We start from the raw sequence: 14174 nt of genomic DNA, 5'->3' as shown, positions 1-14174 counted from the left end.
GGCAAAATAGAAAGATTAACAAGAAATTTAAAGGAATGTGAAACGTTTTTCTATGAAAATTTTAATTGTAGAAGATGAAGAGATGATCCGTGAGGGGATCAGTGATTATTTGACGGATTGTGGTTATGAAACTATTGAGGCAGCGGACGGTCAGGAAGCTCTGGAGCAATTTTCTAGCTATGAGGTAGCCCTGGTTTTACTGGATATCCAGATGCCCAAGCTCAACGGCCTAGAAGTCCTAGCTGAGATTCGTAAAACCAGTCAGGTTCCTGTATTGATGCTGACTGCCTTTCAGGATGAGGAATACAAGATGAGTGCCTTTGCCTCTCTGGCAGATGGCTATCTGGAAAAACCATTCTCCCTTTCTCTCTTAAAAGTGAGGGTAGATGCGATTTTCAAACGCTATTATGATACAGGACGAATCTTCTCCTATAAAGATGCCAGGGTGGATTTTGAGAGTTACAGTGCCAGCCTAGCAGGTGAGGAAGTAGCCATCAATGCTAAAGAGTTGGAAATTCTTGATTATTTGGTTAAAAATGAAGGAAGGGCCTTGACTCGTTCTCAGATAATCGATGCTGTCTGGAAGGTGACAGATGAGGTTCCTTTTGACCGTGTCATTGATGTCTATATCAAGGAATTGCGGAAAAAGCTGGACTTGGACTGCATCCTCACTGTGCGCAATGTTGGTTATAAATTGGAGCGAAAATGAAACGAACAGGTTTATTTACAAAGATATTTATCTATACCTTCTCGATTTTTAGTGTTCTGGTAATTTGCCTTCATTTAGCCATTTATTTTCTCTTTCCTTCGACTTATCTGAGTCATCGTCAGGAAACCATTGGCCAGAAAGCGACAGCCATTGCCCAGTCCCTTGACGGAAAGGATAGGCAGAGTATCGAGCAAGTCTTAGACTTGTATTCCCAGACCAGTGAGATCAAGGGGACAGTAAAGGGAGAGATGACTGAGGACAAGTTAGAAGTCAAGGACAGTCTTCCTCTGGATACGGACCGTCAGACAACCTCTCTTTTTATCGAGGAGCGCGAGGTGACAACGCAGGACGGTGGTACCATGACTCTCCAGTTTTTAGCGTCCATGGATTTGCAAAAGGAAGCAGAGCAAATCAGTCTCCAGTTTCTTCCCTATACCTTGCTGGCATCCTTTCTGATTTCACTTTTGGTGGCTTACATCTATGCTCGGACCATTGTTGCCCCGATTTTGGAAATCAAGCGGGTGACCCGACGGATGATGGATTTGGATGCCCAAGTGCGATTGCGTGTGGATTCTAAGGATGAGATCGGCGATCTCAAAGAACAAATCAATAGCCTTTACCAGCATCTTTTGACTGTCATTGCGGACTTGCATGACAAGAATGAAGCCATTCTCCAGCTGGAGAAGATGAAGGTTGAATTCCTACGAGGGGCTTCTCATGAATTGAAAACACCTCTGGCTAGTTTGAAAATCCTGATCGAAAACATGAAAGAAAATGTCGGTCGTTATAAGGATAGAGACCACTATCTGGGAGTAGCCTTAGGAATTGTGGATGAACTTAATCACCACGTTCTCCAGATACTTTCTCTCTCGTCTGTGCAGGAATTACGCGATGATAGGGAACAAATTGACCTACACCAGATGACGCAAACTTTAGTCAGGGATTATGCCTTGCTAGCCAAGGAAAGAGAGATTCAGATAGACAATAGTTTGACTCATCAGCAGGCTTATCTAAACCCATCTGTCATGAAGTTGATTCTGTCTAACCTCATTAGCAATGCCATTAAGCACTCTATTTCAGGAGGCTTGGTTGGCATTGGAGAGAGAGAAGGGGAATTTTTTATAGAAAATAGCTGTAGTCCAGAAGAACAAGAAAAACTAGCTCAGTCTTTTTCTGACAATGCTAGTCGCAAGGCCAAGGGGTCTGGGATGGGGCTCTTTGTGGTTAAGAGTCTATTGGAACATGAAAAATTATCCTATCGTTTCGAGGTGCAGGATAATCGTTTAACCTTCTTTATAGCTTTTCCAAAAGTCGCCCAAGACCAGGGATAGAAAGGGTTTACATAGATGAAGCTAGAAGAAATTCAATCGAAACTGCGGGAAAAACTAGATTTTTTTGTCAAAAAGTGATAAAATGAACAATGTAAATGGGATGACCCATAAAAATATACAGGAGGCCTGATAAAATGGCAATCGTTTCAGCAGAAAAATTTGTCCAAGCAGCTCGTGACAACGGTTATGCAGTTGGTGGATTTAACACAAACAACCTTGAGTGGACTCAAGCTATCTTGCGCGCAGCAGAAGCTAAAAAAGCTCCAGTTTTGATCCAAACTTCAATGGGTGCTGCTAAATACATGGGTGGTTACAAAGTTGCTCGCAACTTGATCGCTAACCTTGTTGAATCAATGGGTATCACTGTACCAGTAGCTATCCACCTTGACCACGGTCACTACGAAGATGCACTTGAGTGTATCGAAGTTGGTTACACTTCAATCATGTTTGACGGTTCACACCTTCCAGTTGAAGAAAACCTTAAATTGGCTAAAGAAGTTGTTGAAAAAGCACACGCTAAAGGTATCTCAGTAGAAGCTGAAGTTGGTACTATCGGTGGTGAAGAAGACGGAATCATCGGTAAAGGTGAATTGGCTCCAATCGAAGACGCTAAAGCAATGGTTGCAACTGGTATCGACTTCTTGGCAGCTGGTATCGGTAACATCCACGGTCCTTACCCAGCAAACTGGGAAGGTCTTGACCTTGACCACTTGCAAAAATTGACAGAAGCTCTTCCTGGATTCCCAATCGTATTGCACGGTGGATCAGGTATTCCTGATGAGCAAATCCAAGCAGCTATCAAACTTGGTGTTGCGAAAGTTAACGTTAACACTGAATGCCAAATCGCATTCGCTAACGCAACTCGTAAATTTGCTCGTGACTACGAAGCAAACGAAGCAGAATACGACAAGAAAAAACTCTTCGACCCACGTAAATTCTTGGCTGACGGTGTAAAAGCTATCCAAGCATCAGTTGAAGAACGTATCGATGTATTCGGTTCAGAAGGTAAAGCTTAATCTAGCTGAATAATACAGATGAAACCTGCCCATGAGGGTGGGTTTTTGGGCGTTTTAAGGAGACTATTAAGCCAGAATTTTGGACTAATACTCTTCGAAAATCTCTTCAAACCACGTCAGCTTTATCTGCAACCTCAAAGCTGTGCTTTGAGCTACCTGCATCTAGCTTCCTAGTTTGCTCTTTGATTTTCATTGAGTATAAAAATACCACTTTAAGAGAGAAATCTCTAATTTCATAAACTTTAGGCAAACGCTTGCATTCTAGTTTTTATTGGATTATAATAGGTTGGTATAAAGCTTTCTGCAGCAATAAAATGTAGAAGGTATAGAAAGTAAGGATTTAGAATATTTGTAGTAAAAAACACAATGTTGCTATTCCTTACGATAGGGAGATAGATATGGCAATGATAGAAGTGGAACATCTTCAGAAAAATTTTGTGAAGACAGTTAAGGAACCGGGCTTGAAGGGGGCTTTACGTTCCTTTATTCATCCTGAAAAGCAGACCTTTGAAGCGGTCAAGGATTTGACTTTTGAAGTTCCAAAAGGGCAGATTTTAGGATTTATCGGGGCCAATGGTGCAGGGAAGTCGACAACCATTAAAATGCTGACAGGGATTTTAAAACCGACATCTGGTTTTTGTCGGATTAACGGCAAGATTCCGCAGGACAATCGCCAAGATTATGTCAAGGATATTGGTGTTGTCTTTGGACAAAGAACCCAGCTATGGTGGGATTTGGCGCTGCAAGAAACCTACACGGTTTTGAAAGAGATTTACGATGTGCCAGACTCGCTCTTTCATAAGCGCATGGATTTTTTGAATGAAGTCTTGGATTTGAAGGACTTTATCAAGGATCCCGTACGAACTCTTTCATTGGGACAGCGCATGCGGGCGGATATTGCGGCTTCCTTGCTTCACAATCCCAAGGTACTCTTTTTAGATGAGCCGACCATTGGTCTGGATGTTTCGGTCAAGGATAACATTCGTCGCGCCATTACCCAGATCAATCAGGAGGAAGAGACAACTATTCTTTTGACAACTCACGACCTGAGCGATATTGAGCAACTTTGTGATCGTATTTTTATGATTGACAAGGGGCAAGAGATTTTTGATGGAACGGTTAGCCAGCTCAAGGAAACCTTTGGCAAGATGAAGACGCTCTCCTTTGAACTGCTACCAGGTCAAAGTCATCTCGCTTCTCACTATGAAGGCCTGCCTGATATGATTATTGATAGACAAGGAAATAGTCTCAACATTGAATTCGATAGTTCCCGCTACCAGTCAGCTGATATTATCAAGCAAACCCTGTCTGATTTTGAAATCCGCGATTTGAAGATGGTGGATACGGATATCGAGGATATTATCCGTCGCTTCTACCGAAAGGAGCTCTAAGATGGTCAAATTGTGGAGACGTTATAAACCCTTTATCAATGCAGGTGTTCAGGAGTTGATCACCTACCGAGTCAACTTTATTCTCTATCGGATTGGCGATGTCATGGGGGCTTTTGTGGCCTTTTATCTCTGGAAGGCAGTCTTTGATTCCTCACAAGAGTCTTTGATTCAGGGCTTCAGTATGGCAGATATCACCCTCTACATCATCATGAGTTTTGTGACCAATCTTCTGACTAGGTCAGATAGCTCCTTTATGATTGGGGAGGAGGTCAAGGATGGTTCCATTATCATGCGATTGTTGAGACCAGTGCATTTTGCAGCCTCCTATCTTTTCACTGAGCTTGGTTCCAAGTGGTTGATTTTTATCTCTGTTGGCCTGCCATTTTTAAGCGTCATTGTTTTGATGAAAATCTTAGCTGGGCAAGGTATTGTAGAAGTGCTGGGATTAACTGTCCTTTATCTTTTTAGCTTAACGCTGGCCTATCTGATTAACTTTTTCTTTAATATCTGTTTTGGTTTTTCAGCCTTTGTGTTTAAAAATCTATGGGGTTCCAATCTCCTCAAAACTTCCATAGTGGCTTTTATGTCTGGAAGTTTGATTCCTTTGGTTTTCTTTCCAAAGGTTGTTGCAGATATTCTGTCCTTCCTGCCTTTTTCATCCTTGATTTACACTCCGGTCATGATTATCGTTGGGAAATACGATACCAATCAGATGCTTCAAGCACTCGCTTTGCAGTTTTTCTGGCTCTTAGTGATGGTGGGCTTGTCTCAGTTGATTTGGAAACGAGTCCAGTCCTTTATCACCATTCAAGGAGGTTAGTATGAAAAAATATCAACGCATGCATCTGATTTTTATCAGACAATACATCAAGCAAATCATGGAATACAAGGTGGATTTTGTGGTTGGTGTCTTGGGAGTCTTTCTGACTCAAGGCCTGAACCTCTTATTTCTCAATGTCATCTTTCAACATATTCCATCCCTAGAAGGTTGGACCTTTCAAGAAATTGCCTTTATTTATGGATTTTCCTTGATTCCTAAGGGCTTTGACCATCTCTTTTTTGACAATCTTTGGGCTCTGGGACAGCGCTTGGTGCGAAAAGGAGAATTTGATAAGTACCTGACGCGTCCTATCAATCCCCTCTTCCACATCCTAGTCGAGACCTTTCAGATTGATGCCTTGGGCGAACTATTGGTCGGTGGAATTTTACTAGCGACAACGGTGGCTAGCATTGCCTGGACTCTTCCAAAATTCTTGCTTTTCCTAGTCTGCATTCCTTTTGCGACCTTGATTTATACTTCCTTGAAAATTGCGACAGCCAGCATCGCTTTTTGGACCAAGCAGTCAGGGGCTATGATTTACATTTTTTATATGTTTAATGATTTTGCCAAGTACCCGATTTCCATTTACAATTCAGCTCTTCGTTGGTTGATTAGCTTTATCGTGCCTTTTGCCTTTACGGCTTACTATCCTGCCAGCTATTTCTTGCAGGACAAGGATGTAATCTTTAACATCGGAGGTTTGATGTTGATTTCCCTGATCTTCTTTGTCATTTCCCTGAAACTTTGGGATAGGGGCTTAGATGCCTACGAAAGTGCGGGTTCGTAAATAATAGAATATCAAAGCCTTGTCTCAGGACAGGCTTTTTCTAATAGAGATAAAAATTCTCTGACATTTATTCTCAGAGTGCTATATTGTAAGCGTAATCACCGATTTGACTTATACTCTTCGAAAGTCTCTTCAAACCACGTCAGCTTCCATCTGCAACCTCAAAACAGTGTTTTGAGCTGACTTCGTCAGTTCTATCTACAACCTAAAAGCAGTGCTTTTAGCAACCTGCGACTAGTTTCCTAGTTTGTTCTTTGATTTTCGTTGAGTATTAGTTGCTAGAGCAAGACGCTCGTAAAGCCTAGGTCACAGGTGAAGATATGACTGAGGATTTGAAAATTTTGATATGTAGAAAATAACCGTTAAGTCTAGTTCTTATCGGTTATTTACTTTGTTTAATAGTATTGTTATTGCATCAATCATGTCTGTTTTTGTGATTCTAGTAGTGGTTCAACTTGATTGCTACTATTTTTGATGGTGTGAGTGTGCTTATAATGTATCCCCGTTAAGTACGAAACTTTTTATTATTTTTAACATATGTTAAAAATAAAATTAATAGACCTTAATTTTTCTTGACTTAAATTTTTTTAATTGATATACTATTTTTCAGAGAGCTAACAATTATATATAAATGTACTACTCTATTTCCTAGATAATACTTAGTAAAACTGTTTATAACAAAGGCTAGCAAAGTTAAAGTTTTTATCTATTGGAATTTAAATAAATATGTAAGGAATTAAAATGAAAAAAAGTACAGTATTGTCACTAACCACAGCTGCAGTTATTTTAGCAGCATATGTCCCTAATGAGGTAGTTTTAGCAGACACATCTAGCTCTGAAGATGCTTTAACTATCTCTGATAAAGAAAAAGTAGTAGATAAACAAAAAGAAAACAAAGAAAAACTTGAAGATATTCATAATGCTATAGAAACTTCAAAGGATACTGAAGAGAAGAAAACAACGGTTATTGAGGAAAAAGAAGTTGTTAGTAAAGAATCTGTGATAGATAACAAAACTAGCAATGAAGAAGCAACAATCAAAGAAGATTCCAATCAATCCAAAGAAGATAAAGTGGACTCGTCTGCAAGTAAAGACCCAGAAAGTCCCCAAAAAGAGGATAAACTTGTCTATATTGCTGAATTTAAAGATAAAGAATCTGGAGAAAAAGCAATCAAGGAATTATCCAATCTTAAGGATACAAAAGTTTTATATACTTATGATACGGTTTTTAATGGTGTTGCAATAGAAACAACTCCAGATAATCTGGACAAAATTAAACTAATAGAAGGTATCTCATCGGTTGAACGATCACAAAAAGTCCAGCCAATGATGAATCATGCTAGGAAGGAAATTGGAGTTGAAGAGGCAATTGATTACCTAAAATCTATCAATGCTCCATTTGGTAAAAATTTTGATGGTAGAGGTATGGTCATTTCAAATATCGATACCGGGACAGATTATAGGCATAAGGCCATGAGGATTGATGATGATGCTAAAGGCTCAATGAAATTCAAAAAAGAAGACTTAAAAGGTACTGATAAAAATTTCTGGTTGAGTGATAAAATCCCTCATGCTTTCAATTATTATAATGGTGGTAAAATTACTGTAGAAAAAGCTGATGATGGAAGCGATTATTTTGATCCACATGGAATGCATATTGCAGGGATTCTTGCGGGAAATGATACTGAAAAAGATATTAAAAACTTTAACGGAATAGATGGAATTGCTCCTAATGCACAGATCTTCTCTTATAAAATGTACTCTGACGCAGGATCTGGCTTCGCAGGAGATGAAACAATGTTTCATGCTATTGAAGATTCGATCAAACACAATGTCGATGTTGTTTCGGTATCATCAGGCTTTACAGGAACAGGTCTTGTAGGTGAGAAATATTGGGAAGCTATTAGAGCGTTAAGAAAAGCAGGCATTCCAATGGTTGTAGCTACGGGTAACTATGCGACTTCTGCTTCAAGTTCTTCATGGGATTTAGTGGCAAATAATAATCTGAAAATGACAGATACTGGAAATGTAACGCGAACTGCAGCACATGAAGATGCGATAGCGGTCGCTTCTGCTAAAAATCAGACAGTTGAGTTTGATAAAGTCAACATAGGTGGAGAAAATTTTAAATACAGAAATATAGGGGCCTTTTTCGATAAGAATAAAATCACAACAAATGAAGACGGTTCAAAAGCTCCTAGTAAATTAAACTTTGTATATATAGGCAAAGGTCAAGACAAAGATTTGATAGGATTGGATCTTAAGGGCAAAATTGCAGTAATGGATCGAATTTATACCAAGGATTTAAAAGATGCTTTTAAAAGAGCAACGGATAAGGGCGCACGCGCCATTATGGTTGTAAATACTGTCAATTACTACAATAGAGATAATTGGACAGAGCTTCCAGCCATGGGATATGAAGCGGATGAAGGGACTAAAAGTCAAGTATTTTCAATTTCAGGAGATGATGGTGTAAAGCTATGGAACATGATTAATCCTGATAAAAAAACTGAGGTTAAAAGAAATAGTAAGGAAGATTTCAAAGATAAATTGGAGCAATACTATCCAATTGATATGGCCAGCTATAATTCTAATAAACCGAATGTAGGTGACGAAAAAGAGATTGACTTTAAGTTTGCACCTGACACAGACAAAGAATTGTATAAAGAAGATGTCATAGTTCCAGCAGGATCCACATCTTGGGGACCGAGAACAGATTTACTTTTAAAACCTGATGTCTCAGCACCAGGTAAAAACATTAAATCCACTCTCAATGTCATTAATGGGAAATCAACTTATGGTTATATGTCAGGGACTAGTATGGCAACTCCAATCGTGGCAGCTTCTACTGTTTTGATTAGACCAAAGTTAAAGGAAATGCTTGAAAGACCTGCCTTGAAAAATCTTAAGGGAGATGACAAAATAGACCTTACAAGTCTTACAAAAATAGCCCTACAAAATACTGCACGGCCTATGATGGATGCGACTTCTTGGAAAGAAAAAAGCCAATACTTTGCATCACCTAGACAACAGGGAGCAGGGCTAATTAATGTGGCCAATGCTTTGAGAAATGAAGTTGTAGCTACTTTTAAAAACACGGATTCTAAAGGTTTGGTAAACTCTTATGGTTCTATTTCTCTTAAAGAAATAAAAGGAGATAAAAAATACTTTACAATTAAGCTTCACAATACATCAAACAGACCTTTAACCTTTAAAGTTTCAGCATCAGCGATAACTACAGATGCTCTAACTGATAGACTAAAACTGGATGAAACATATAAAGACGAAAAATCTCCAGATGGGAAGCAAATTGTTCCAGAAATCCACCCAGAAAAAGTCAAAGGAGCAAATATCACATTTGAGCATGATACTTTTACCATAGGAGCAAATTCTAGCTTTGATTTAAATGCGGTTATAAACGTTGGGGAAGCAAAAAACAAAAATAAATTCGTAGAATCATTTATTCATTTTGAGTCAGTGGAAGAAATGGAAGCTCTAAACTCCAATGGGAAGAAAACAAATTTCCAACCTTCTTTATCAATGCCTCTAATGGGATTTGCTGGGGATTGGAACAAAGAACCAATCCTTGATAAATGGGCCTGGGAAGAAGGTTCAAAATCAAAAACAATGGAAGGTTATGATGATGATGGTAAACCAAAAATTCCAGGAACCTTAAATAAGGGAATTGGTGGAGAACATGGTATAGATAAATTTAATCCAGCAGGAGTTATACAAAATAGAAAAGATAAAAATACAACATCACTAGATCAAAATCCAGAATTATTTGCTTTCAATAACGAAGGGATCAACGCACCATCATCAAGTGGTTCTAATATTGCTAAAATTTATCCTTTAGATTCAAATGGAAATCCTCAAGATGCTCAACTTGAGAGAGGATTAACACCTTCTCCACTTGTATTAAGAAGTGCAGAAGAAGGAATGATTTCAATAGTAAATACAAATAAAGAGGGAGAAAATCAAAGAGACTTAAAAGTCATTTCGAGAGAACACTTTGTTAAAGGAATTTTAAACTCTAAAAGAAATGATGCAAAGGGAATCAAATCTTCTAAGCTAAAAGTTTGGGGCGACTTGAAATGGGATGGACTCATCTATAATCCTAGAGGGAAAGAAGAAAATGCACCAGAAAGCAAGGATACCAAAGATCCAGCTACTAGGATAAGAGGTCAATTTGAACCGATTGCGGAAGGTCAATATTTCTATAAATTTAAATATAGATTAACTAAAGATTACCCATGGCAGGTTTCCTATATTCCTGTAAAAATTGATAACACAGCTCCTAAGATTGTTTCAATTGATTTTTCAAACCCTGAAAAAATTAAGTTGATTACAAAGGATACTTATCACAAGGTAAAAGATCAATACAAGAATGAAACCCTATTTGCGAGAGATCAGAAAGAACATCCTGAAAAATTTGACGAGATTGCAAACGAAGTTTGGTATGCCGGCGCCGCTCTGGTTAATGAAGATGGAGAAGTTGAGAAAAATCTTGAAGTAACTTATGCAGGTGAGGGTCAAGGAAGAAATAGGAAACTTGACAAAGACGGAAATACCATTTATGAAATTAATGGTGCAGGAGATTTAAGAGGAAAAATCATTGAAGTCATTGCACTAGATGGCTCTAGCAATTTCACAAAGATTCATAGAATTAAATTTGCTGATCATGCTGATGAAAAGGGGATGATTTCCTATTATCTAGTAGATCCTGATCAAGATTCATCTAAATACCAAAAACTTGGCGAGATTGCCGAATCTAAATTTAAAAATTTAGAAAATAGAAAAGAGGATAGTCTTAAAAAAGATACAACTGAAGTAGAACATCATCAAGAAAATGAAGAATCTATCGAAGAAAAATCTAGCTTGACTATTCATAAAACGATTTCAACAATTAGAGAGTTTGAAAGTAAAGACTTGAAGAAACTCATTAAAAAGAAATTTAGAGAAGTTGATGACTTTACAAGTGAAACTGGTAAGAGGACAGAAGAATACGATTATAAATACGATGATAAGGGAAATATCATTGCTTATGACGATGGTAGTGTCTTAGAATATGAAACTGAAAAACTTGACGAAATCAAATCAAAAATTTATGGTGTTCTAAGCCCGTCTAAAGATGGACACTTTGAAATTCTTGGAAAGATAAGTAATGTTTCTAAAAATGCCAAGGTATATTATGGTAATAAATATAAATCGATAGAAATCAAAACGACCAAGTATGATTCCCACTCAAAAACGATGACATTTGATTTATACGCTAATATTAATGATATTGTGGATGGATTAGCTTTTTCAGGAGATATGAGATTCTTTGTGAAAGATGATGATCAGATAAAAGCTGAAACTAAAATTAGAATGCCTGAAAAAAATAAGGAAACTAAGACAGAATATCCCTATGCATCAAGTTATGGGAATGTAATAGAATTAGGAGAAGGAGATCTTTCAAAAAACAAACCAAACAATTTAACGGACATGGAATCTGGTAAAATCTATGCTGATTCAGAAAAACAACAATATCTGTTAAAAGATAACATCATTCTAAGAAAAGGCTATGCACTAAAAGTGACTACCTATAATCCTGGAAAAACGGATATGTTAGAAGGAAATGGAGTCTATAGCCAGGAAGATATAGCAAAAATCCAAAAGGCCAATCCTAATCTAAGAGTCTTATCAGAAAAAATAATTTATGCTGATAGTAGAAATGTTGAAGATGGAAGAAGTACTCAATCCGTATTAATGTCGGCTTTGGACGGCTTTAACATTGTAAGGTATCAAGTGTTTAGATTTAAAATGAACGATAAAGGGGAGGCAATCGATAAAGATGGAAATCTTGTAACAGATTCTTCTAAACTTGTATTATTTGGTAAAGATGATAAAGAGTACACTGGAGAGGATAAGTCCAATGTAGAAGCTATAAAAGAAGATGGCTCTACGTTATTTATTGATGCAAAACCAGTAAACCTTTCAATGGACAAGAACTACTTTAATCCATCTAAATCTAATAAAATCTATGTACGAAATCCAGAATTCTATTTAAGAGGTAAGATTTCTGATAAGGGTGGTTTTAACTGGGAGTTGAGAGTTAATGAATCGGTTGTAGATAATTATTTAATCTACGGAGATTTACACATTGATAACACTAGAGATTTTAACATTAAGCTTAATGTTAAAGACGGTGACATCATGGACTGGGGAATGAAAGACTATAAAGCAAACGGATTCCCAGATAAGGTAACAGATATGGATGGAAATGTTTATCTTCAAACTGGCTATAGCGATTTGAATGCGAAAGCGGTTGGAGTACACTATCAATTTTTATATGATAATGTTAAACCAGAAGTAAACATTGATCCTAAGGGAAATACTAGTATTGAATATGCTGACGGAAAATCTGTTGTCTTTAACATCAATGATAAAAGAAATAATGGGTTCGATGGTGAGATTCAAGACAAACATATTTATGTAAATGGAAAAGAATACAAATCATTTGATGATATTAAACAACTAACAGATAAGACACTAAACATTAAGATTGTTGTAAAAGATTTTGCAAGAAATACGACCGTAAAAGAATTCATTTTAAACAAAGATACGGGAGAGGTAAGCGAATTAAAACCTCATACGGTGACTGTGACCATTCAAAATGGAAAAGAAATGAGTTCTAAGATAGTGTCGGAAGAAGATTTCATTTTACCTGTCTATAAGGGGGAATTAGAAAAAGGCTATCAATTTGATGGCTGGGAAATTTCTGGTGTCGAAGGGAAAAAAGATGCTGGTTATGTTATTAATGTGTCAAAAGATACCCTTATAAAACCTGTATTCAAGAAAATAGAGGAGAAAAAAGAAGAGGAGAATAAACCTACTTTTGATGTATCCAAAAAGAAAGATAAGGTGCAAGCAAATCATAATCAATTAGATGAAAGTCACAGAAAAGAAGACTTACAAAGAGAAAATCATTCACACAAATCTGATTCAACTAAAGATGTCAAAACTACAGTTCCTGTACAAGTAAATTATAGTCAATTAGATGAAAGTCAAAGATCTGATTCAACTAAGGATGTTACAGCTACAGTTCCTGATAAAAATGATAAAAACTTTGAAAATAAGAAAGAAGTTTATCTTAATGAACCAGAGAATATAGCTAATAAACATACCAATATCGATAGTAAATTGGATACTAACAATTCTGATAGATTGCCAAAAACCGGAACAGTTAGAGAAGGTTTTACACCATTCATTGCTGGAATAATGTTTACCGTAGGTGCATTTCTTGGATTGAAGAAAAAAGATCAAGATTAAGACCAAAGCTATAGAAAAGATATAGCAAAATGATTTGTGTACTGAGATGAGATAGTGTGGTGATGAAACAATTTTGTGAAAATAGCCATTTATAACTCAATTATTTAGTTTACTTTACTATTGATACTCTTTTTGGATTTATTAATGGACTTAGTTTAGAAAACTAATGAATTGATTGAAAGGGTTAATATTGACAATATTGATTAGCAAATAGAGTCTATCAAAATTTAAAGGCTAATAGAGGTGATGAGATAATTTCAAGGAATTAAGTAGCGTTTGGTTGCTTAATTCCTTTTTATTTGGAAGGTAGTTTTTCCCTCAGCCTCTTTCTTTTAACTCTTCAACCACTTAGACCGAGATAGAGACCAGATAGGCAAAAGAACTTGTTCTTGAAACTTACCTCTGCTATAATGATTTGTGTAAGGGACGTGAGGTATCAATATCAGATAACTCAAGTTCCTAAAAACGAAATTGGAGATAAACAAATGAAAAAATTATTGGGGATTGTATTTTTAATAGGAGCAGCGACAGTAGTGTATTTTGGTTCTGTTGGCTGGCCAAGTTTGGATGTCAACCTATGGTCCCTGATTCCGGTAGGCCTGTTTCTCTTTTTCACTCTAGAGAATCTTTTGAAAAAGGACTACAAGGCTAGTCTGATGTGTTTGATTATTGCCTTCATCATCGCAAATGCAATTTTGAACCTTTTGCCAATTTCAAGTGGTCTAGTAATTGGTGCAGGCGTCCTAGCTTGTGTAGGTATTGGTTATCTATTTCCGGATAAAGAAGGAAAATAAGAAGGAAGAGTG

General features: G+C 37.1%; 8 protein-coding genes. All 8 read left to right on the top strand.

What is annotated here, in order from left to right:
* The first annotated feature begins 52 nt into the window (after positions 1-52).
* The 8 genes from vncR (at position 53) to ACORHU_RS06805 (ending at position 14162) form a co-directional block, all read left to right on the top strand.
* Positions 53-709, top strand: a complete 657-nt coding sequence (gene vncR / locus ACORHU_RS06840; protein WP_000697944.1) for a response regulator transcription factor VncR — start codon at positions 53-55, stop codon at positions 707-709.
* Positions 706-2040 carry a sensor histidine kinase VncS gene (gene vncS / locus ACORHU_RS06835; RefSeq protein ID WP_434364031.1) on the top strand — a complete coding sequence of 445 codons (1335 nt, stop codon included), beginning with the start codon at positions 706-708 and terminating at the stop codon, positions 2038-2040. Before vncR ends, vncS begins: the two co-directional genes overlap by 4 nt.
* A 134-nt stretch (positions 2041-2174) precedes the next feature.
* Positions 2175-3056: a class II fructose-bisphosphate aldolase gene (locus ACORHU_RS06830; protein ID WP_001018999.1), complete on the top strand. Its 882-nt coding sequence runs from the start codon at positions 2175-2177 to the stop codon at positions 3054-3056.
* Positions 3057-3454: 398 nt separating this feature from the next.
* Positions 3455-4447, top strand: coding sequence for an ABC transporter ATP-binding protein (locus ACORHU_RS06825; RefSeq protein ID WP_434364029.1), 993 nt, complete (start codon positions 3455-3457; stop codon positions 4445-4447).
* A 1-nt stretch (position 4448) separates the two neighbouring features.
* Positions 4449-5267, top strand: coding sequence for an ABC transporter permease (locus ACORHU_RS06820; RefSeq protein WP_434364027.1), 819 nt, complete (start codon positions 4449-4451; stop codon positions 5265-5267).
* Between the two features lies 1 nt (position 5268).
* Complete coding sequence (locus ACORHU_RS06815) at positions 5269-6054, top strand: ABC transporter permease (RefSeq protein ID WP_000760717.1); 786 nt, start codon at positions 5269-5271, stop codon at positions 6052-6054.
* 741 nt (positions 6055-6795) lie between these two features.
* Entirely contained in the window at positions 6796-13368 is a 6573-nt protein-coding gene (locus tag ACORHU_RS06810; protein ID WP_434364025.1) for a S8 family serine peptidase, read from the top strand.
* Between the two features lie 485 nt (positions 13369-13853).
* On the top strand, positions 13854-14162 hold the full coding sequence (locus tag ACORHU_RS06805) for a hypothetical protein (protein WP_265476630.1): 309 nt from the start codon (positions 13854-13856) through the stop codon (positions 14160-14162).
* Positions 14163-14174 lie beyond the last annotated feature (12 nt).

The sequence above is a fragment of the Streptococcus sp. KHUD_015 genome (assembly GCF_051106265.1).
In the GTDB taxonomy this organism is placed as follows: Bacteria; Bacillota; Bacilli; order Lactobacillales; family Streptococcaceae; genus Streptococcus.
This window is presented reverse-complemented; position numbering and strand designations above follow the sequence as displayed.